Source organism: Streptomyces sp. NPDC001415, assembly GCF_053597395.1.
In genome coordinates this window covers 83,993-103,976 of sequence record NZ_JBSFIE010000003.1, presented here as the reverse complement: position 1 = coordinate 103,976, position 19,984 = coordinate 83,993, and the positions used below count along the sequence as shown (strand labels likewise).

The window sequence follows — 19,984 nt, the reverse complement described above, 5'->3', positions numbered from 1 at the left end:
AACGCGGGCGTCACCCGCTGTCACCCGTGACCACTAGCGTTCCTCCTGTCAGGGTGGACGGCGAGGGGGACGGCATTGACCGAGGCGCCCGATCTTGGTGAGGCTCCGGACTGGCTCAGCCCGGCGGAGCTGGGCATGTGGCAGGCATTCCGCAACGGCAGTACCTACGATCTGCGCACCCGCAATCCGGTGCGCGACGATCCGTTCGCGGCGCGGCCCTGGGGGCCCGAGCGCAGCGTGCGGGCCCGGGTGGTGGCCCTGCTGCTGCTCAGCGGGCCGCCCGCGCTGCCCGGGCGGGTCGCCGCGCTGAAGCTCAACGGGGTGCAGATCACCGGCACGCTCAACCTGTCCGGCGGCATGATCACCCCGTACGTCGAGCTGAACAACTGCCGGTTCGAGAACGAACTCCTGCTCCCCGAGGCCCACTTCACCACCGTACGCATGGTGAGCTGCTCGATTCCGCGGATCGAGGCGGCCCGGCTGACCACCGAGGGCGATCTGCACCTGCCGCGCTGCCGGGTCGCGGGCGGCATCCGCCTGACCGACGCGCACATCGGCACCGACCTCCTCCTCAGCCAGGCCGTGGTGCACAGCGACCGCAACGGCCGCTCGATCGCGGCCGACGGACTCTCGGTCGCGCAGGACCTCCAGGCCGATCTGATCGAGTGCTACGGGGAGCTGAGCCTGCGCGCCGCGAAGGTCGGCGTGACGCTCAGCCTGCGCGGCAGCAGGCTGATCAACCCGGACGGCCACCGCGCGCTGAACGCCCCGCAGTTGATCGTCGAGCGCACCCTGTATCTGACCTCGGCGGCCGTCTACCCGAGCGGCAACCAGGCGGGCACCACTCCGCCGTACGGGACGAACTACACCAACACGCCCGTGCGGGGCACCCTGATCCAGCCGTTCGAATGCCGGGGCGGGCTGCGCCTGGACGACGGGCGGTTCGGGGACGCGGTGGACCTGGCGCAGTCCCGGGTCGTCATGACCGACGCGCAGGAGCTGTCGCTGCGCCGCATCCAGACGCCGGAGCTGCGCTTCACCGGGCAGCGTGCCGAGCGCGGCAAGGTCGTGCTCTCCGGGGCCCGGGTCGGCAACCTGGTCGACATGGCGGACAGCTGGCCAGGCCCCGGGCATCTGACGATGAACGGTTTCGCCTACGAGAACCTCATCCCGATCGGCACCTTCACGCTGGCCGAGCGCCTGGACTGGGTGACCGCGGCGACCCCCGAGTACGCGCCCGAACCGTATGAGCGGCTCGCGGCCGTGCTGCGGGGCAGCGGCGAGGACGCGGACGCCCGCGAGGTGCTGCTGGCCAAGCAGCGCAGGCGCCGCGAGACGCTGCCGCTGGCCGCCAAGGCGTGGGGCGTGCTCCAGGACCTGACCGTGGCGTACGGCTACCGGCCGGGCCGGGCCGCGCTGTGGATGGCCGTCCTGTGGGCGGCGGGCACCCTCGCCTTCTCGCACTACGACCCGCAGCCGATCAAGGCCGATGAGCACCCCGAGTGGAACGCGGCGCTCTTCGCGCTCGACCTCCTCATCCCGGTGGTCAACCTGGGCCAGGACAGCTACTGGAAGCTGACCGGCCTCTGGCAGTGGGCGGCGGCGGCCGGGACCCTGCTGGGCTGGATCCTGGCGACGACGGTGGCGGCGGGCGCCTCCCGGCTGCTGCGGAGGGGGTGAGTTCTCGGGGCTTGTCCAAGGCGGGGTGAACCGAAGTCCTCCGTACGCGGTCCGCAGGGTTTTCGCGGGGCCCGCGCTAGGTCTTCACGCGCTCCGCGCGAGGCCCGTGTGACTGAATTTGCCGGGCCTTGACCCCCTGCCGTACAACCCTCACCACCGATACAGAAGCTTCACAGTGACCCCCCTGGCGCCGTCCCCACCTGCGGATTTCAATGGTCCGCACCATGACTTTCGTATCCGCGCTGATCCGCACCGCACGGCGGGCCAGGCACACGCCTCTTCTTGCCACGGGTATGCCCGATGGCCGGGAAGTGCTGCTCGACGCCCCCGACGCCCGGCTCGCTCCCGCGCTGGTCTCGGCCGCGCTCGGCGAGTACGAGGCGGCGGCGAAACTCCTCGCCACCACCCGCGAGCTGGCCGAGTGGGAGAACCGCGACCGCTACACGGTCCGGCTCGCGGCCTTCGCGGTCGGCAGACCGGACTGGCTCGCCAACTGGCTGGCGGATGCGCCCCGCGACCCGGACGCGCTGCTCGTCAAGGCGGAGCTCGCGATCGTCCAGGCCTGGGGCTCGCCCGCCCGGGCCGAGCGGCTGCGCGAGGTGGCGCCGCTGATCCACTCGGCGGCCGACGGCGACCCGTCCGACCCGGTGCCCTGGCGGATCGCGCTCGACCACGCCCGCGGCACCCATGCGCCGCACACTGTTTTCGAGGAACTGTGGGGCGAGGCCATACGCCGTTCCTCGCACCACTACGGCTGTCATGTGGCGGCACTCCAGTACCTCTCCGCCCAGTGGTACGGCTCGCACCGCGAGTGCTTCGACTTCGCCGAGCGGGCCGCCGAGGACTCCCTGCCCGGCTCTCTGATCCGCGCGCTCCCGGCCCGGGCGGCCTTCGCCTACCTGGCGGGCGGCGCGGGCCGCGCCGTCCCGTACGAGCGGATCGACGCGGCGGCCGACCTCGGCATCGAGCTGTCCGCCGCCTACGAGCCGGGCGACCCGTGGCCGGCCGAGGTCCGCAATCTGCTCGCCTATGTGCTGGTCGTGCGCAGACGCTGGCCGGAGACGCTGGAGGAATTCCGGCGTATCGGTCCGTATGCCACGTCTTTCCCGTGGCTGCATCTCGCCGCCGATCCGCTGGGGCAGTTCCTCGAACTGCGCGAGTTCGTACGAACGGAGGTCGCCGCGGGCATGCCGTGGGGACGGGACCGCCAGAAGCCCGGACGAGCCCGGTCCGACGGCCATTACGCTTGAGCGTTGTGACCACCGCACGCCTTCCGCTCTTCCCGCTCAACTCGGTCCTGTTCCCCGGGCTCGTCCTGCCGCTGAACATCTTCGAGGAGCGTTATCGCGCCATGATGCGCGATCTGCTGAAGACCGGCACCGACGCTTCGGGCCCCTCCGGCTCCGGCGACGAGGCCGGCGACGAGCCGCGCCGCTTCGCCGTCGTGGCGATCCGCGACGGCCGGGAGGTCGCGCCGACCGCCCCCGGGCTGCCCGACCAGACCGCGCAGCCCGAGAAGGGCCCCGCGGCCGGCTTCGGTGCCGACCCGATCCAGGCCTTCCACCGGGTGGGCTGCGTCGCGGACGCGGCCACCATCCGGGAGCGCTCGGACGGCAGCTTCGAGGTGCTCGCCACCGGCACGACCCGGATCCGCATCCTGTCGGTGGATGCGAGCGGGCCGTATCTGACGGCCGAGTTCGAAGAGATCCCGGAGGAGCCGGGCGAGGAGGCCGGCGCGCTCGCCGAGGGCGTTCTGCGCGCCTTCCGCTCGTACCAGAAGCGGCTCGCGGGGGCGCGGGAGCGCTCCCTTGCCGGCACCGCGGACCTGCCCGACGAGCCCTCGGTGGTGTCCTATCTGGTCGCCGCGGCCGCGGTCCTGGACGTGCCGGCCAAGCAGCGTCTGCTCCAGGCCCCCGACACGGCGACCCGGCTGCGCGAGGAGCTCCAGCTGCTGCGCGCGGAGACGGCGGTCATCCGCCATCTGCCCTCGCTCCCGGCGGTGGACCTGACGCGCGCCCCGACCAGCCCCAACTGACGTACTGGAGAGCCGAGTTGGCCAAGAAGAAGCAGCAGAGCGGGGGCACCCCGGCGACGGTGGCCCTGACGGCGGCGGGCACCGCGTTCACGGTGCACGCCTACGAGCACGACCCGGCCTCGGCCTCGTACGGGGAGGAGGCGGCGCAGGCCCTCGGGGTCACCCCGGAGCGGGTGTTCAAGACGCTGGTCGCCGATGTGGACGGCGAGCTGACGGTCGCGGTGGTCCCGGTGGCGGGCTCGCTCGACCTCAAGGCGCTGGCCTCGGCGGTCGGCGGCAAGCGGGCCGCGATGGCCGACCCGGCGGCCGCCGAGCGCACCACCGGCTACGTGCGCGGCGGCATCTCACCGCTCGGCCAGCGCAAAAAGCTGCGGACGGTCCTGGACGACTCGGCGTCCGCGCACGTCACGATCTGCGTGTCGGCGGGCCGCCGCGGCCTGGAGGTCGAGCTGTCCCCCACCGACCTGGCGGCCCTCACCGGGGCCCTGCTGGCGCCGATCGGACGGGTTTAGACAGAGCCTCCCGGGACCCCGCGTTCCGGACAACGTCCGCCGGACGGGCCCCAGGGTCTCGACGTACCTCCGGTCCTCGACTAGAACCCGAGGGCGGGAGGTACGCCCATGTCGAAGCGGACCCGCAAGCGGAAGTGGCGCATCAAGAAGGGCCGGGCCAACCACGGGAGGCGCCCGGCCTGACCCGCGCCGTCAGAGGCCGGCCGACTCCGGCTTCCCCGGCCCCGGGTCCTCCAGCGGCGACACCGGCCACTCCGGATCCGGGTCCCGGGGCCCGAACAGCGCCGTGAGGCCCAGGTGGACGGCCATGGCGGCGATCGGCCAGGCCAGCAGCGCGCCCTTCGCGTCGAGCTTCAGCGGGGCGTCGAACGTGACGCCCTTGCCGGCCGCCTTCGCCGCGGCCACCACGTCCTGGTTGGGGCCGAGCCAGATGCCGAGGCGCCAGGCCAGCACCGAGCCGAGCAGCGCGCCGACCGCGAGGCCGACGACCAGGGCGATGCCGCCGTTCTTGCGGAGCAGGAAGACCGCGGCCGCGCTGAGCGCGCCGAGTCCGAGCGCGAGCAAGATGAACGTTCCGTCGCCGCCGATCGCCTCCTCACCCTCGGTGTCCTTGAGGAAGACGGCCTTGTCGTCGGCGATCAGCGGCACCTTCGGGGCCAGCCACAGCCACAGCAGCCCGAGCGCGACCCCGGCCAGCGTCACGGCGAGGGCGACGAGCACCGCGTCCCGCAGGTCCTTCTTCATCGCGGGCGCCTCCTCGACGGGCCCGGGGTGCGATCCCCCGGTGTGCGTCTGCCACGGGTCGTTGCCCGGGGGCTGCTGATGGGGCGGTGTCAGAGGTGCGGTCACCCTGACATCGTGCCAGGCGTGCCCGTGCGCTGCCTCACCGGACCGCCGCCCGGCGGTAGGCCCACGCCGCCACGGCCAGCGAGACGACGCCGACGGCCCCGCACACCCCGAGATCGAGCCCGACGAGCGACCAGTCGGGGTGCGCGTCGAAGCTGTGCGCGAACGCCTCCACGCCGTACGTGGAGGGCAGCAGATCACGTGCGTACGCGATGGGCCCCGGCATCCGCCCGGCCGGGAGCACGCCGAGCAGCAGCGCCGCGGACATCCCCAACTGGCCGAACAGCGTGGCGAGTTCCTGCCGGGGCGCGAGGAGCCCGAGGGCCGCGCCGAGTCCGGAGAGCGCGGCTCCGGCGAGCGGAATGACCGCGGCGAGGATCCACAGGTGCCCCATCGGAAGCCCGAACAGGACGCAGCCGAAGACTGCCGTGACGGCGGTGCCGGGCACGGTGAAGGAGGCGTACGCGGCGGCCGTGCCGAGCACCACGGACGCGGGCGGCACGGGCAGCGTCGCATAGTGGTCGAGGCCGCCGCCGGCCCGCAGCTGGCCGAAGTACTGGGCGAGCAGGTTGAGCGCGACGAAGGCGACGACGAGCACGCTCGATCCGGCGACCACCGCGCGGGCCTCGCTCCCGCCGTCCACCACCCCGCGCATGAGGATCATGATGCCGACGGACTGGAACGTCGCGACGAACAGCAGCGGGATCCGCGCGACGCGGGCCCGCGAGAGCTGGGCGCGGTAGACGGCGGCGAGCGCGGGCAGCAGCCGGGCGCGGGGCGCGAGCGGGGCGGCGTGCGCGGCGTCGGGGCGCCGGGTGGCGCCGCTGTCGGCCGGGGCCCGGCTGCCCACGCCGCTCTCCAGAGGAATGGCGCTCACGCCTTCACCAGCCCTTCCGTGCGGCCGCCGAGGGCGAGGTAGACGTCTTCGAGGCTCGGCGTGGCCAGGGTGAAGTCGTCGAGGGCGGCGAAGGCGGGGCCGCCGGTGACGGTGGCGACGGCGGCGCGGGCCCGCTCGGGGCTGAGCCGCAGCGTCCAGCGCCGTCCCGACTCCTGGGCCGAGGCGCGCAGCGCCGCGACCTCGGGGACCTCGACGGGGGCCCGGTCGCGCCACACGAGCTCGACCCGCACCTCGTCGGCGACCCGCGCCTTGAGCCCGGCGGGGGTGTCGCAGGCGATGACCTTGCCGCGTTCGATCACGGCGACCCGGTCGAGCACGGTCTCGGCCTCGATGACGTTGTGGGTGACGAGCAGGACGGTCGCGCCGCGCTCGGCCCGCCGCCGGTCGACGGCGGCCCACACCGCGCGCCGGGCCACCGGGTCCATGCCGGTGGTGGGCTCGTCGAGCACGAGGACGGGGCGCTCGCCGACGAGGGCGGCGGCGAGACAGGCCAGGCGCCGCTGGCCGCCGGAGAGCTTCTTGAGCGGCCGCCCGGCGATCTCGTCAAGACCGAGTTCGGCCAGAACCGCGTCACGTTCGGCGCGGGCGTCGCGCAGGGTGAGTCCGCGCAGCCGGCCGGTGGTCTCGGCGGCGAGCGCGACGGTCAGCTCGTCGAGCGCGGTGGATTCCTGGCCGAGGTAGGCGATGAGGCGGGCGGCCCGTTCGGGGTGGCGCACCAGGTCGTGGCCGAGCACGTCGACCGTGCCGGAGTCGGGCCGCATGAGCCCGGTCAGCTGGCGTACGAGGGTGGACTTGCCGGCGCCGTTGGGCCCGAGCAGTCCGAAGATCTCGCCACGCTCCACGTCGAGGCTGATTCCGTCGGTGGCCCGGACCTCGGGCGTACCGGGCGCACCTCGTCGGCCCCGTGTCGCGGGGTACGTCTTGACCAGGCCCCGCACCGTGCAAACGGTGCCGGCCCGCGCCGCTGCTGTGCCGGTACTCACGGGGAACGAGCCTAAGGGGTCGAAGGACCCGCCCGGGCCCGGGGGCGGTGCTAAGCCGGCCCCCGGTCGCCGCGCTACTCGCCGGCCGGCTGGCGTTCGGCGGCCGCCCTGACGTCGATCTCGCGCCAGAAGCCGGCCCGGATCGCGTACCGGTCGTGCTCGTCGATCTGGTCGTCCTTGTGGGCGAGGAGGCCGAACCGGGCGGCGTAGCGCAGGAGTTCACCGTCGATGCGGTGCGGGATGCGCGGGTACATGGTGGACAGCTTCTGTACGTGCGAAGGCTCGGGGAGGCGTTCCATCCAGCGCCGGGCGAAGACCTGGCCCACTTCGTAGGGGTCGCCGCCGACGGTGGTGATGTCCTCCTCGCGGTCGGCCCAGCGCTGCTCGGCGCTGGTCAGCTGGGCCAGCGTCGGCAGGGAGGCGGTCTCGGGGGACTCGCCTAGCGCCGCGCCGGGACGCTCGACCCAGCCTTTGTCCGAAGACCAGCGCAGGGTCGCCGAGGCGGGCGCGGGGGCGGCCGGAGCGCTGCCGGGCCCGCGCAGCGAGGCCAAGTCCTTCGGTGTCGGTACGCCCTTGGCGCCGCTCGGGGCGGGCACAGAGGTGCCGTTCTCGCCGGGGGCCTCGGGGGGCGCGGCGCCGTTGCGTACCGCGGCGGCCTGGGCCTCGGCGGCCCGCTCGGCGGAGGCGGCGAGGGCGGATTCGGGCAGCGGCGCGGAGAGGATCGCGGCGATCTCGGGGCGGGGGGCGGGGGCCGGGGCGCAGATCCCGGTGAGGTCCTTGGCGCGGACGGCCTGGGTGATCCAGGCGCGGTCGAGGACCCGGCGCTCGTCGGCCTCGGCGACGAGGTCCTCGGACTGGTTGTAGTCGCCGTCGGCGGCCTGCACGGCCCACAGGTGGACGGCGACGCCGTGTTCCTTGGCGGACATCAGGCCGGGCAGCAGGTCGCCGTCGCCGGTCACCAGGACCACGTCCGAGCAGGCGCGGTTGCGGGCGAGTTCGGTCAGCTCGGCGTGCATCGCGGCGTCCACGCCCTTCTGTGCCCACCGGCCGTCGCTGCGGGTCAACGCGCCGAGCCGGACCGTCACCCTGGGCATCACGCGCAGCCGGCGGTGCTCGGGCTGCGGCACCCGGTCGGGGGCGCCGTCGAACCAGTAGATGCGGAGCAGCGGCTGCTGGGTATCGGCCTCGGCGAGCTCGCGGAGCCCCAGGATCAGGGCGGCATGGTCGACGGTGATGCGGGAACGGGCCGGCTCTCCGGCGAGCAGACTCGCGGCGGCACCGAGCAGGTAACCGGCGTCCACCAGGACGACGCAGCGGTCCATGCGTTCCACCCTCTTTCGGGAACGGAAAAGCCGAAGAAAAAGAAATCAGGAGCGGGGGTACGGGAGATCACCCAGTGAACTTCGGGTTTCCTTCGAGTCTGCCCGACCGCGCAAGGGTTGAGCACCGGAACTCGATCATCGGCGTGGCGGATTGGGGGGTCACTTCTCCGTCACGCACGGTAATGATCCGAAATGCGCGCTTTGTCCATCTGTGTGAGTCTGGCAGCGGCCCTGGCCCCGAGTTCCCCCACAGGAGGCAGCACTATGGCCAAGAACAAGAACCGCAAGTCGGGCAGTCAGCAGGACCGCTCGCAGGCCGCCGAGCGCGGTCAGCAGCAGTCGAAGTCCGCCGCCTTCGAGTCCCAGGCCGTGACCCAGTCGCAGGCCCAGGGCAGCCCGGCAGATGTTGCCCGTAAGCACCAGCGGCGCTTCGGTCATAACTAGCCGTCATTGCGAGCGGAAAGGGGCGCACCCGATGGGTGCGCCCCTTTCTCGTACCGGAAACGTCCTACCGGAAACGGTGGAGGTCAGCCGGCCAGGCAGGACGGGCCGAGCAGCACCTTCAGGTCACCGAAAAGGGCCGGATCAGGCTGGACGCGGTGCCGGTCGAGCCGCAGCACGGTCGTCGAGCGCGGCCCCTGGAGCTTGATCCGCACCTCGGTGTTGCCCTTGTGGTGCCCCAGGATCTCGCCGAGTCGGCTGACCATCGGCGGGGTCACCTTCACGGTGGGGATGGTCAGGACGACCGGCGCGTTGGTGCCCGCCGACGACAGGTCGGGGACCATCAGCTCCATCGCGACCAGGCGCGGGATGTCCTCGCGCTTGTCGAGGCGTCCCTTGACGAACACCACGGCGTCCTCGACGAGTTGGGTCGAGACCAGTTGGTACGTCGCCGGGAAGAACATGCACTCGATGGAGCCGGCCAGGTCCTCGACGGTGGCGATCGCCCAGGCGTTGCCCTGCTTGGTCATCTTGCGCTGGAGGCCGGAGATGATGCCGCCGATGGTGACGATCGAGCCGTCCGAGTAGTCGCCGCCGGTGAGCTGGCCGATGCCCGCGTCCGCCTTGTCGGACAGGACGTGCTCCAGGCCGAAGAGCGGGTGGTCGGAGACGTACAGGCCGAGCATCTCGCGCTCCTGGGCGAGCAGGTAGGACTTCTCCCACTCCACGTCGCCGAACTCGACGTCGAGGCCGAAGCCCGGCTCGCTGCTGTCCTCGTCCATGCCGCCGAAGAGGTCGAACTGGCCCTCGGCCTCCTTGCGCTTGACCTGCACCACGTTGTCGATCATGGGCTCGAACTGGGCGGTCAGGCCCTTGCGGGTGTGACCCATCGTGTCGAAGGCGCCCGCCTTGATGAGCGATTCCGTGGTGCGCTTGTTGCAGGCGGCGGCCTCGACCTTGTCCAGGTAGTCGGGGAAGGAGGAGAACTTCCCCTTCGCCTTGCGGGAGCGGATGATCGAGTCCACGACGTTCGTACCGACGTTGCGGACGGCCTCCAGGCCGAACAGGATCACGTCGTCGCCCTGGGCCGCGAAGTTGTGCACCGACTCGTTGACGTTCGGCGGCAGCACCTTGATGCCCATGCGCCGGCACTCGTTGAGGTAGACGGCCGACTTGTCCTTGTCGTCCTTCACCGAGGTGAGCAGCGCCGCCATGTACTCGGCCGGGTAGTTCGCCTTCAGGTACGCGGTCCAGTAGGTGACCAGGCCGTACGCCGAGGAGTGCGCCTTGTTGAACGCGTATCCGGCGAACGGGACCAGAACGTCCCACAGTGCCTGGATCGCCGCGTCCGAGTAGCCCTTCTCCTTGGCGCCCGCCTGGAAGAGGACGAAGTTCTTCGCCAGCTCCTCGGGCTTCTTCTTGCCCATCACGCGGCGCAGGATGTCGGCCTCGCCGAGCGAGTAGCCGGCGATGATCTGGGCGGCCTTCTGGACCTGCTCCTGGTACACGATGAGGCCGTAGGTCAGGCCCAGCGTCTCCTTGAGCGGCTCCTCCAGCTCCGGGTGGATCGGGGTGATCTCCTGGCGGCCGTTCTTGCGCTCGGCGTAGTTCGTGTGCGAGTTCATGCCCATCGGGCCCGGCCGGTACAGGGCCGAGACTGCGGAAATGTCCTCGAAGTTGTCGGGCTGCATCTGGCGCAGCAGCGAGCGCATGGGGCCGCCGTCGAACTGGAAGACGCCGAGGGTGTCGCCTCGGCAGAGCAGTTCGAAGGTCTTCGGGTCGTCCAGCGGGAGCGAGAGCATCTCAAGGTCGATGCCCTTGTTGGCCTTCACCATCTTGACGGCGTCGTCCATGATGGTCAGGTTTCGCAGGCCCAGGAAGTCCATCTTCAGCAGGCCGAGCGACTCGCACTGCGGGTAGTCCCACTGCGTGATGGTCACGCCGTCGGTGTGCCGCACCCAGATCGGCGCGTGGTCGACGATCGGCTCGCTGGACATGATGACGCCGGCGGCGTGCACGCCCATCTGCCGGACCAGGCCCTCGACGCCCTTGGCGGTGTCGATGACCTTCTTCACGTCCGGCTCGTTCTCGTACATCCCCCGGATCTCGCCCGCCTCGCTGTAGCGCGGGTGCTTGGGGTCGGTGATGCCGGAGAGGTCGATGCCCTTGCCGAGGACGTCGGCGGGCATCGCCTTGGTGAGGCGGTCGCCCATGGCGTACGGGTAGCCGAGGACGCGCGCGGAGTCCTTGATGGCGTTCTTCGCCTTGATCTTTCCGTAGGTGCCGATCATGGCGACCTTGTCGGAGCCGTACTTCTCCGTGACGTACCGGATCACCTCGACGCGCCTGCGCTCGTCGAAGTCGATGTCGACATCGGGCATGGAGACGCGCTCGGGGTTGAGGAACCGCTCGAAGATCAGGCCGTGCGTGATCGGGTCGAGGTCGGTGATGCCCATGGCGTACGCGACGATCGAACCGGCCGCGGAGCCTCGGCCGGGGCCGACCGCGATGCCGTTGTTCTTGGCCCACATGATGAAGTCGGCGACGACGAGGAAGTACCCCGGGAACCCCATCTGGATGATGATGTCCATCTCGTACTCCGCCTGCTTCTGGCGGTCCTCGGGGACACCGCCCGGGTAGCGGCGCTCCATGCCGGCCCGGACCTCCTCCTGGAACCAGGTGACCTCGGTGTAGCCGTCGGGGATGTCGAACTTCGGCATGAGGTTCTTGGCCTCGAACATGCCGGTCGTGTCGATCTGCTCCGCGACGAGCAGCGTGTTGCGGCACCCCTCCTGCCAGGCGTCCGAGGAGTCGATGGCGTACATCTCGTCGGTGGACTTGAGGTAGTAGCCGGTGCCGTCGAAGCGGAAGCGGTCCGGGTCCGAGAGGTTCTTGCCGGTCTGGATGCAGAGCAGGGCGTCGTGCGCGGTCGCCTCGTGCGCGTACGTGTAGTGCGAGTCGTTGGTGACCAGCGGGGGGATGCCGAGCTTCTTGCCGATCTCCAGGAGGCCGTCGCGGACCCGGCGCTCGATCTCGATGCCGTGGTCCATCAGCTCCAGGAAGTACTTGCCCTCGCCGAAGATGTCCTTGTAGTCGGAGGCCGCCTGCACCGCCTCGTCGAACTGGCCGAGCCGCAGCCGGGTCTGGACCTCGCCGGAGGGGCAGCCGGTGGAGGCGATGAGGCCCTCCGACCACTGCGAGATCGTCTCCTTGTCCATCCGCGGCCACTTCTGCAGCCAGCCCTCGGCGTACGCGTCCGAGGAGAGCCGGAAGAGGTTGTGCAGACCGGTCTTGTTGTGCGCCCAGATCGTTTTGTGCGTGTAACCACCCGAACCGGACACGTCGTCGCGCTTCTGGTGCGGCTGGCCCCACTGGATCTTGCGCTTGTTGCGCCTCGACTCGGGGGCCACGTACGCCTCGATGCCGATGATCGGCGTGACGCCCGCCTTCTTCGCCGAATGGAAGAAGTCGTAGGCACCGTGGAGGTTGCCGTGGTCGGACATGGCGATATGCGTCATGCCCATCTCATTGCAGGCGTTGAACATGTCCTTGAGCCGCGCGGCACCGTCCAGCAGCGAGTACTGGGTGTGGACGTGAAGGTGCGTGAACGGTGTCTTGGACGTGCCAGTCACGGTTGGGGCCTCCAACGGCAAAGGGGGGTTCGCGGAGCGGGGGGACAGCCTTGGAGTCTACGTCGCCCCACTGACAGCCGAGGGGGGATCCGCGGCCCGAAGCGCCCCGACGAGAGGCGGTGGCCGGGCGACGGGCGGGCACTTGGAGGTACGGTCGCGCGTTGGAAGGGACACAACCCGTCCCGATCGTGACGCAGGCAGTACGCACCAGGAGGCACCCAGCGATGTCGGTCCCGCAGCCCAGCGCGGAGACGCGCGGCGAAGAGATACTCGCCGTTTTCGAGACCGCGTTCGGCGAGCTCCTGGCCGCCGACCCGGCCGCTTTCCGGGTCAAGTTCCGCAAGATGGCGGCCTCCGCGTTCGCCTTCTACCGGGGCACGGCCTGCCTGTTCTACGCCGACCTGGAGAAGGAGCGGCACGGCGGCCCCTACCTGGACGAGCGCACCGGCCGGGTCTGGATCCACGGCGACCTGCACGCCGAGAACTTCGGCACGTACATGGACGCCAACGGCCGCCTGATCTTCAACGTCAACGACTTCGACGAGGCGTACGTGGGCCCCTTCACCTGGGACCTCAAGCGCCTCGCCGCCTCCCTCGCGCTGATCGGCTACACCAAGGCGTTCAGCGACGAGCAGATCACCGCGCTGGTACGCACCTACGCCGCCGCCTATCGCGAGCGCGTCCACGCCCTCGCCTCCGGCGCCAAGGACGACGAGGTGCCGCCCTTCACCCTGGACACGGCCGAGGGCCCGCTGCTCGGCGCGCTGCGCGACGCCCGCGCCCGGACCCGGTTCGCGCTGCTCGACTCGATGACCGAGATCCGGGAGTACGAACGCCGGTTCACCGAGGGCGACGGCTCGATCGAGCTGGACGCGGCGACCCGCTACAAGGTGCTCGCGGCCTTCGACGGCTACCTGGAGACGCTGCCCGAGGAGAGCCTGGTGCGCCCGGACTCCTACCGCGTCAAGGACGTGGTGGGGCGCCGCGGCATCGGGATCGGCTCGGCCGGTCTGCCCTCGTACAACATCCTTCTGGAGGGGCACAGCGACGCCCTGGAGAACGATGTGGTGATCTACATCAAGCAGGCGCAGACCCCGGCGGTGTCCCGGCACATCACGGACCCGGCGGTGCGCGGCTACTTCGAGCACGAGGGGCACCGCACGGTGATCTCGCAGCGCGCGCTTCAGGCCGCCGCCGACCCGTGGCTGGGCTGGACCGAGCTGGACGGCGCGGGCCAGCTGGTCGCGGAGGTCTCGCCGTACGCGGTGGACCTGGACTGGTCGGACATCGACGACCCCGACGAGATCGCGGCGGTCGTCGCCGACCTCGGCCGGGCCACGGCCACGATGCACGCGGCGGCGGACGACGAGAGCGGCCACTCCGAGCTGGTGCCGTTCTCCACCGAGCGCGCCATCGACGCGGCGATCGCCGCCGACGAGGAGGGCTTCGCGGGCCTGCTCGTCGACTTCGCGCACTCCTACGGAGCGCGGGCGCGGGCCGACCACCAGATCTTCGTCGACCTGTTCCGCAACGGCCGGATACCGGGTCTCTAGCCCCACCGAAGGCCGAGTCCCCGGTCTCACCGAACTCTTAGGCACGCCAGACGGCCGGACATGGCACACTCACCCGCGATGGACATATCCGGGACGCAGCTCAGAGCGGCACGCGCGGCGCTTTTCACGGCGCTCGTCGTGACGCTCTCCGCCGCGTCCCACGTGCTGCTCTCCCGGGTGCCGCTGCCGCTCACGCTGGTGGCGTCGGCGGCCGGCGCGGTGTTCGTCATCGCCTACGCGCTGGCCGGCCGCGAGCGCGGCTACTGGGCGATCGCCGGGGCCCTGGTCCCGCTGGAGCTGGCCGCCGACACCCTGTTCACCACCGGCCAACACGTCTGTTACGGCCCGGCCGGCGGGCCCGTCGCGGGTGCCCTGCGCGCGGTCGGCTTCGACGTGCTGTGCGGCGGCGGCGCGCTCGGAGCGGTGCGCACCCCGGAGAACGCGGCCACCTTGCTGACCCACCCGGGCCCGGCCGTGCCCTGGCTGCTGCTCGCGGCCCACCTGGCCGTAGGCCTGCTCGCCGCTCTGTGGCTGCGCCGGGGCGAGGCGGCGCTGGCCCGGCTGTTGCGCGCGGTCGCCGCGTTCGCGTTCCGGCCGCTGCTCGTCGCGGCGGCCGTGGTGCGCGCATCCGACGGCGCCGCCCGCCCGCTCGCGCGCCCGGCGCACGGGAAGCCCGGCCCCTCGCGCACCCGCCTCCTGGTGCACTCCGTGGCACGAAGGGGACCTCCCTGCCCGTCGCTCGGCCTCGTCTGAGCACAGCAGCCCCCGTCACTTTCCTCACCTGCCATCCGGAGAAAAAGATCATGAGTTCCCGCAACAGCCAGGCCAACAAGGCTGCCGCCCGCGAGCGGCTGCGAGCGGAGCGCGAGCGCGAGGCCAAGAAGGCCAAGACCCGTCGCCAGATCATCGTGGCCGCGTCCGTCGTCGGCGTCCTCGCCCTCGCGGGCGGCGCCGGCTACGCGATCATGCAGGCCATGAAGCCCAGCGCGTGGGAGGCCGCCAAGGACAAGACGCTGGTGAAGCCCGCCAACTCGGGGAGCGACGGCACGACCGTCGTCATCGGCAAGGCCGACGCGAAGAAGACCCTCGAACTGTACGAGGACCCGCGCTGCCCGATCTGCTCGCAGTTCGAGCAGGCCGTCGGCCCGACGATCAAGAAGGACGTCGACGCGGGCAAGTACAAGATCCAGTTCATCGGTGCCACGTTCATCGACAACGGCAGCCCGGGCACCGGCTCGAAGACCGCGCTGAGCGCGCTCGGCGCGGCGCTGAACGTCAGCCCCGAGGCGTTCCTGGAGTACAAGTCGGCGCTCTACTCGGCCAAGTTCCACCCTGAGGAGACCACCGACAAGTTCAAGAGCCGCGACTACCTGATCGAGATCGCCGACACCGTTCCGGCGCTCAAGGGCAACGCGGCCTTCGACAAGGCGGTCAAGGACGGCACCTACGACAAGTGGGCGCTGGTCATGTCGGACAAGTTCAACAGCAGCGGCGTCACCGGCACGCCCACGCTGAAGATGGACGGCAAGAAGGTCACCGCGGAGGGCTCGGAGAACGCTCCGACGGACGCGGCCTCCTTCACGGCCGCGATCGACAAGGCGCTCAAGGGCTGACCCTCTGAAGGGCCGTTGAACGGGCCGTGCGAACCTCCGGGTCCGCACGGCCCGTTCGGCGTTCCTACGCGTCGGTGCCGAGGCTGTCGAGGAATCCCAGCGCGGTGCGCCAGGTCAGCTCGGCGGCCGCCTCGTCGTAGTCCGGGAGCTGCGGGTCGGTGTAGAGGTGGCCGGCGCCCGGGTAGCGGTAGATCTCCACGTCCGCGCCGGCCCGCTGCATCTGGAGGTACCAGGAGTTGAGCCAGTCCCCCGACTCGAACGGGTCCGGGTCGGCGACGTGCAGCTGGACGGGCAGCTCGTCCACCGCGGTGTTCTCGGCCATGTCCGAGGTGCCGTGGAGCAGCAGCAGGCCGCGGGCCTTCGCATCGCCGAGCGCCAGGGTCTGCGCGATGGACCCACCGAGCGAGAACCCGGCGTAGACGAGACCACGCTCCGAGTAGGGGGCGGCGGCGAGAATGGCTCGTTTCAGGAGCTCTTCCTTGCCGATCTCGTCCTTGACCTCCCTGCCCTCCTCCACGGTCTCCACGGTGCGGCCTTCGTACAGGTCGGGGACGTGCACCTCGTGGCCGGCGGCCCGCAGACGCTCGGCGGCCTCCTGCACGGCGGGACGCAGACCGTAGACGGAATGGAAAAGCATGATGTTCATGTGGCCATCGTGCCAGTTACGGTCGAAGGCATGGAGAACGTGCTGCGTCCGTTGATCGTCATCGGCGGCTCGGTCGTGCTCACGCTGGTGGTGGGATGGCTGGCCGACCGGCTGCTGCGCCGAGCCGACGCCCGGCACCGCGAGACCCCGCTGTGGGGCCTGCTGCGCCGGTGCCGCATACCGCTGCGCCTCGTCCTGCTCGCCGCGATCCTGCGCGGCTCGTACGACGAGATCAAGTGGCGGCCGGTCCAGGACCACGAGGCGGGCCTGGGCCAGTTCCTGACGCTGGTCCTGATCGGCGCGAGCGCCTGGCTGGTGGTGCGGATCGCGACGGCCGTCGTGGAGTCCTCGTACACCCGTTACGCGGCCTCCACACGCGATCCGGCCCGGGTCCGCCGGGTCCGCACCCAGGTCACGCTCATCCAGCGGGTGGTCAGCGCGATCGTCGCCGTGGTGGCCGTCGCGTCGATGCTGCTCACCTTCCCCGCGATGCGCACGGCGGGCACCTCCCTGCTGGCCTCGGCGGGCATCCTGGGCATCGTCGCCGGTGTCGCGGCGCAGTCCACCCTCGGCAACCTCTTCGCGGGGCTCCAGATCGCCTTCGGAGACATGGTGCGGATCGGCGACACGGTGGTGGTCGACGGGGAGTGGGGCGTCGTCGAGGAGATCACGCTGACCTTCCTCGCCGTCCGCACCTGGGACGAGCGCCGCCTGACCATGCCGGTGTCGTACTTCACCAGCAAGCCGTTCCAGAACTGGTCGCGCGGCGGCGCCCAGATGACCGGCACGGTCTTCTTCCACCTGGACCACTCGGCCCCGCTCCCCCTGATGCGCGAACGCCTCGCCCTGATCCTGAAGGAGTGCCCGGCCTGGGACGGCCGGGACTTCTCCCTGGCGGTGACGGACACGACCCCGTCCACGATCCAGGTACGGGCAACGGTGACGGCGAAGGACGCGGACGACATCTGGACGGTACGGGTGACGGTCCGGGAGCAGATGGTGGCGTGGCTGTACGCGGAGCATCCGTACGCGCTGCCGAGGATCACGACGACCGGGACGCCGCCGGCCCATGGCGGCCCTTCGGGGGAGATCGAGGACGAGCGCCCCTGAAGCGGGGCCGCGCGGGCGGGCGGGCCGCTCACCGCAGGCTGCGCACGTCCAGCTGCCGCAGCACCCTGTCGACGATCTCCGGGTCGGCACCCGGCTCGCTGCGCGCGGACAGCACCTCGTGCCGAGCCGCGGACATCATCTCGCGCTGGATGCGCTGAACGGCCCGAAGCCGCTCCACCCGCTTGGCGTACGCCTCGCGCCGCTCTTCGTCGATCATGTCGGGGCTGATCCGCGCCCCCACGTCGTAGGCCCGCCGCTGCAACTGCTCCATGACGTCCTCGGGCAGTTCCTCGACGTCCTCGATCTCCTTCAGGCGCCGCTTCGCGGCCTTCGCGGCCCGGATGGCCAGGTCGCGCTCCAGGCCGCGCTCGGCATCCGTGTCGGCCCGTACGCCCAGCCTCCTGACCAGCCAGGGCAGGGTGAGCCCCTGGAAGACCAGAGTGGTCATGATCACGGCGAAGGCGATGAAGACGATCTCGTCGCGGCCGGGGAAGGGCGCGCCGTCGTCGGTCTTGAGCGGGATGGCGAGCGCGAGGGCCACCGAGGCCACGCCCCGCATCCCGGCCCACCACATGACGATGGTCTCCCGCCAGGAGGTGGGGATCTCCTCGTCGTAGTCGCGCTTGGTGTGCAGCCGTTTGGCGAGCCAGGTCGCCGGGAGCAGCCACAGCAGCCGTACGCCCACGACGACGCCGACCACGGCCGCCGCCCAGCCGAACATGTGCAGTTCACGGCCGGTCGCGGTGCCGAACACGTTGTGGAGTTCGAGCCCGATGAGGCCGAACGCGACCCCGGTGACCAGGGTGTCGACGATCTGCCAGAACGTGGCTCCGGCGAGACGGCCCTGTACGTCGTCGGCGTCCATCGTGTGCTCGGCGAGGAAGAGGGCCACGGTCAGCACGGCGAGGACCCCGGAGCCGCGGAACTCCTCGGCCAGTACGTAGCCGACGAACGGGACCAGGAGGGTCAGGCCGATCTGGAGGGTGGGGTCGCCGAGCAGGCCCATCAGCTTGTTCGCGGCCCAGCCGAGCGCGAGCCCGACGACGACGGCGACCACGGCGGACAGCACGAGCTCACCCGCCGCGGACGCCCACGAGAAGCTCCCGCTCACGGTCGCCGCGATCGCCACGTGGTAGAGCACGATCGCGGTGACGTCGTTGAACAGGCCCTCGCCCTCCAGGATCGACACCAGGCGGCGCGGAAGCCCGAGCGAGCCCGCCACCGCCGTCGCCGCGACCGGGTCGGGCGGGGCGACGAGCGCGCCGAGCGCGACGGCCGCGGCGATCGGCAGCCCCGGCACGATGGAGCCGGCGACGGCCGCGACGGCGGCCGTGGTCACGAAGACGAGCGCGACGGCCAGCAGGAGGATCGGCCGGAGGTTGGCGGTGAACTGCCGCCAGGAGGTGCGCTGCACGGAGGCGTAGAGCAGCGGCGGCAGCACGAGCGGAAGGATGAACTCCGGCGGGATGTCCACGTTCGGCACGAACGGCAGCAGCGCCATCACGATCCCGCCGATCGTCATGAGCACCGGCGCGGGAAGGCCGAGGCGGTCGCCCAACGGGACCGTGACCACCGCGCCGAGGAGGAGCACGAGCAGCAGGGCCAGCTGATCCACGGATGCCCTCCGGGGCGGTGCGGGCCTGGACGGCCTGGACGATCAAGGCCTCCAGCGTGCCACGCAACCCGCCCGAACCGCCCATCGGGGGCAAAGGGCTCAGGCAGGGGCTACGGGAGCCCCCGCCCGCATCGCCCGGTGCGGGATCAGCCCGTCACTCGCTCTCGGCCCGGATCGCGTCGAGGGCGTACTGCAGGTCCTGCGGGTACTGGCTCTCGAACTCGACCCACTGGCCGTCGGAGGGGTGCTCGAAGCCGAGCCGCACCGCGTGCAGCCACTGGCGCGTCAGCTTGAGGCGCTTGGCGATGGTGGGGTCGGCGCCGTAGGTGAGGTCGCCGACGCAGGGGTGGCGGTGGGCCGACATGTGCACGCGGATCTGGTGCGTACGCCCCGTCTCCAGCTTGATGTCGAGCAGCGAGGCGGCGCGGAAGGCCTCGATCAGGTCGTAGTGCGTGACCGACGGCTTGCCCTCGGCGGTCACGGCCCACTTGTAGTCGTGGTTGGGGTGGCGCCCGATCGGGGCGTCGATGGTGCCGCTCATCGGGTCCGGGTGGCCCTGGACGAGCGCGTGGTAGCGCTTGTCGACGACCCGCTCGCGGAACTGCGACTTGAGCGAGGTGTAGGCCCGCTCGGACTTGGCGACGACCATCAGGCCGGAGGTGCCGACGTCGAGGCGGTGCACGATGCCCTGGCGCTCGGCGGCGCCGGAGGTGGAGATGCGGTAACCGGCCGCGGCGAGGCCGCCGATGACCGTGGTGCCCGTCCAGCCCGGGCTCGGGTGGGCGGCGACGCCCACCGGCTTCATGATCACGACAATGTCGTCGTCGTCGTGGACGATCTCCATGCCCTCGACGGGCTCGGCGACGATCTGGACGGGGGCGGCCGCCTGCGGCATCTCGACCTCCAGCCAGGCCCCGCCGTGCACCCGCTCGGACTTGCCGACCACGGCGCCGTCGACCTGGACCTTCCCCGCCGCGGCAAGCTCGGCCGCCTTGGTACGGGAAAACCCGAACATGCGGGAGATGGCGGCGTCGACGCGCTCGCCTTCGAGGCCGTCGGGAACGGGCAGGGTGCGGATCTCGGGAATCGTGCTCACCC

The 19,984-nt window shown here is 71.2% G+C and carries 17 protein-coding genes; 9 read left to right on the top strand and 8 right to left on the bottom strand.

Features of this window, described 5'->3' with window-relative positions:
- Nucleotides 1-75: 75 nt before the first annotated feature.
- From ACWC2B_RS04680 to ybaK, 4 genes are all read left to right on the top strand, one after another.
- On the top strand, nucleotides 76-1,680 hold the full coding sequence (locus ACWC2B_RS04680) for an oxidoreductase (RefSeq protein ID WP_450714974.1): 1,605 nt from the start codon (nucleotides 76-78) through the stop codon (nucleotides 1,678-1,680).
- Between the two features lie 212 nt (nucleotides 1,681-1,892).
- Nucleotides 1,893-2,930, top strand: a complete 1,038-nt coding sequence (locus tag ACWC2B_RS04675) for a hypothetical protein (RefSeq protein ID WP_450714973.1) — start codon at nucleotides 1,893-1,895, stop codon at nucleotides 2,928-2,930.
- A 5-nt stretch (nucleotides 2,931-2,935) separates the two neighbouring features.
- Nucleotides 2,936-3,715: an LON peptidase substrate-binding domain-containing protein gene (locus ACWC2B_RS04670; protein WP_450714972.1), complete on the top strand. Its 780-nt coding sequence runs from the start codon at nucleotides 2,936-2,938 to the stop codon at nucleotides 3,713-3,715.
- Nucleotides 3,716-3,732: 17 nt separating this feature from the next.
- Complete coding sequence (gene ybaK / locus ACWC2B_RS04665; RefSeq protein ID WP_450714971.1) at nucleotides 3,733-4,227, top strand: Cys-tRNA(Pro) deacylase; 495 nt, start codon at nucleotides 3,733-3,735, stop codon at nucleotides 4,225-4,227.
- A 192-nt stretch (nucleotides 4,228-4,419) separates the two neighbouring features.
- On the opposite strand, the gene ACWC2B_RS04660 is transcribed toward ybaK, so the two are convergent.
- From ACWC2B_RS04660 to ACWC2B_RS04645, 4 genes are all read right to left on the bottom strand, one after another.
- Nucleotides 4,420-5,076, bottom strand: coding sequence for an ABC transporter permease (locus ACWC2B_RS04660; protein WP_450714970.1), 657 nt, complete (start codon nucleotides 5,074-5,076; stop codon nucleotides 4,420-4,422).
- Nucleotides 5,077-5,110: 34 nt separating this feature from the next.
- Nucleotides 5,111-5,923: an ABC transporter permease gene (locus ACWC2B_RS04655; protein ID WP_450715225.1), complete on the bottom strand. Its 813-nt coding sequence runs from the start codon at nucleotides 5,921-5,923 to the stop codon at nucleotides 5,111-5,113.
- Nucleotides 5,924-5,946: 23 nt separating this feature from the next.
- A complete protein-coding gene (locus ACWC2B_RS04650; RefSeq protein ID WP_450714969.1) occupies nucleotides 5,947-6,954 on the bottom strand; it encodes an ABC transporter ATP-binding protein in 1,008 nt (335 codons plus the stop codon).
- A 74-nt stretch (nucleotides 6,955-7,028) separates the two neighbouring features.
- On the bottom strand, nucleotides 7,029-8,276 hold the full coding sequence (locus ACWC2B_RS04645; RefSeq protein WP_450714968.1) for an NYN domain-containing protein: 1,248 nt from the start codon (nucleotides 8,274-8,276) through the stop codon (nucleotides 7,029-7,031).
- 264 nt (nucleotides 8,277-8,540) lie between these two features.
- Here ACWC2B_RS04645 and ACWC2B_RS04640 point away from each other — a divergent pair, with 264 nt between their 5' ends.
- On the top strand, nucleotides 8,541-8,720 hold the full coding sequence (locus ACWC2B_RS04640) for a hypothetical protein (RefSeq protein ID WP_450714967.1): 180 nt from the start codon (nucleotides 8,541-8,543) through the stop codon (nucleotides 8,718-8,720).
- A gap of 83 nt (nucleotides 8,721-8,803) precedes the next feature.
- Here the strand turns inward: ACWC2B_RS04640 and dnaE are convergent, their stop codons facing one another.
- Nucleotides 8,804-12,349, bottom strand: a complete 3,546-nt coding sequence (dnaE, locus tag ACWC2B_RS04635) for a DNA polymerase III subunit alpha (protein ID WP_450714966.1) — start codon at nucleotides 12,347-12,349, stop codon at nucleotides 8,804-8,806.
- Nucleotides 12,350-12,573: 224 nt separating this feature from the next.
- Between dnaE and ACWC2B_RS04630 the strand changes: the two genes are divergently transcribed.
- The 3 genes from ACWC2B_RS04630 to ACWC2B_RS04620 all read left to right on the top strand — a co-directional run bounded on the left by ACWC2B_RS04630 (nucleotide 12,574) and on the right by ACWC2B_RS04620 (nucleotide 15,515).
- Complete coding sequence (locus tag ACWC2B_RS04630; RefSeq protein WP_450714965.1) at nucleotides 12,574-13,902, top strand: DUF2252 domain-containing protein; 1,329 nt, start codon at nucleotides 12,574-12,576, stop codon at nucleotides 13,900-13,902.
- A 78-nt stretch (nucleotides 13,903-13,980) separates the two neighbouring features.
- Nucleotides 13,981-14,655 carry a hypothetical protein gene (locus ACWC2B_RS04625; RefSeq protein WP_450714964.1) on the top strand — a complete coding sequence of 225 codons (675 nt, stop codon included), beginning with the start codon at nucleotides 13,981-13,983 and terminating at the stop codon, nucleotides 14,653-14,655.
- A 50-nt stretch (nucleotides 14,656-14,705) separates the two neighbouring features.
- Entirely contained in the window at nucleotides 14,706-15,515 is an 810-nt protein-coding gene (locus ACWC2B_RS04620) for a thioredoxin domain-containing protein (RefSeq protein WP_450714963.1), read from the top strand.
- 64 nt (nucleotides 15,516-15,579) lie between these two features.
- Here the strand turns inward: ACWC2B_RS04620 and ACWC2B_RS04615 are convergent, their stop codons facing one another.
- Nucleotides 15,580-16,161, bottom strand: a complete 582-nt coding sequence (locus ACWC2B_RS04615) for a dienelactone hydrolase family protein (protein WP_450714962.1) — start codon at nucleotides 16,159-16,161, stop codon at nucleotides 15,580-15,582.
- A gap of 30 nt (nucleotides 16,162-16,191) precedes the next feature.
- Here ACWC2B_RS04615 and ACWC2B_RS04610 point away from each other — a divergent pair, with 30 nt between their 5' ends.
- Nucleotides 16,192-17,271 carry a mechanosensitive ion channel family protein gene (locus ACWC2B_RS04610; protein ID WP_450714961.1) on the top strand — a complete coding sequence of 360 codons (1,080 nt, stop codon included), beginning with the start codon at nucleotides 16,192-16,194 and terminating at the stop codon, nucleotides 17,269-17,271.
- Nucleotides 17,272-17,299: 28 nt separating this feature from the next.
- On the opposite strand, the gene ACWC2B_RS04605 is transcribed toward ACWC2B_RS04610, so the two are convergent.
- Nucleotides 17,300-18,886: a Na+/H+ antiporter gene (locus tag ACWC2B_RS04605; RefSeq protein WP_450714960.1), complete on the bottom strand. Its 1,587-nt coding sequence runs from the start codon at nucleotides 18,884-18,886 to the stop codon at nucleotides 17,300-17,302.
- A gap of 154 nt (nucleotides 18,887-19,040) precedes the next feature.
- Complete coding sequence (locus ACWC2B_RS04600) at nucleotides 19,041-19,982, bottom strand: RluA family pseudouridine synthase (protein WP_450714959.1); 942 nt, start codon at nucleotides 19,980-19,982, stop codon at nucleotides 19,041-19,043.
- Nucleotides 19,983-19,984 lie beyond the last annotated feature (2 nt).

Excerpts from the sequence above, each read along its gene's own strand:
- ACWC2B_RS04675 (WP_450714973.1), top strand. The coding sequence starts at position 1,893 with ATGGTCCGCACCATGACTTTCGTATCCGCGCTGATCCGCACCGCACGG.
- ACWC2B_RS04645 (WP_450714968.1), bottom strand. The coding sequence starts at position 8,276 with ATGGACCGCTGCGTCGTCCTGGTGGACGCCGGTTACCTGCTCGGTGCC.
- ACWC2B_RS04640 (WP_450714967.1), top strand. The coding sequence starts at position 8,541 with ATGGCCAAGAACAAGAACCGCAAGTCGGGCAGTCAGCAGGACCGCTCG.
- ACWC2B_RS04630 (WP_450714965.1), top strand. The coding sequence starts at position 12,574 with ATGTCGGTCCCGCAGCCCAGCGCGGAGACGCGCGGCGAAGAGATACTC.
- ACWC2B_RS04625 (WP_450714964.1), top strand. The coding sequence starts at position 13,981 with ATGGACATATCCGGGACGCAGCTCAGAGCGGCACGCGCGGCGCTTTTC.
- ACWC2B_RS04620 (WP_450714963.1), top strand. The coding sequence starts at position 14,706 with ATGAGTTCCCGCAACAGCCAGGCCAACAAGGCTGCCGCCCGCGAGCGG.
- ACWC2B_RS04615 (WP_450714962.1), bottom strand. The coding sequence starts at position 16,161 with ATGAACATCATGCTTTTCCATTCCGTCTACGGTCTGCGTCCCGCCGTG.
- ACWC2B_RS04610 (WP_450714961.1), top strand. The coding sequence starts at position 16,192 with ATGGAGAACGTGCTGCGTCCGTTGATCGTCATCGGCGGCTCGGTCGTG.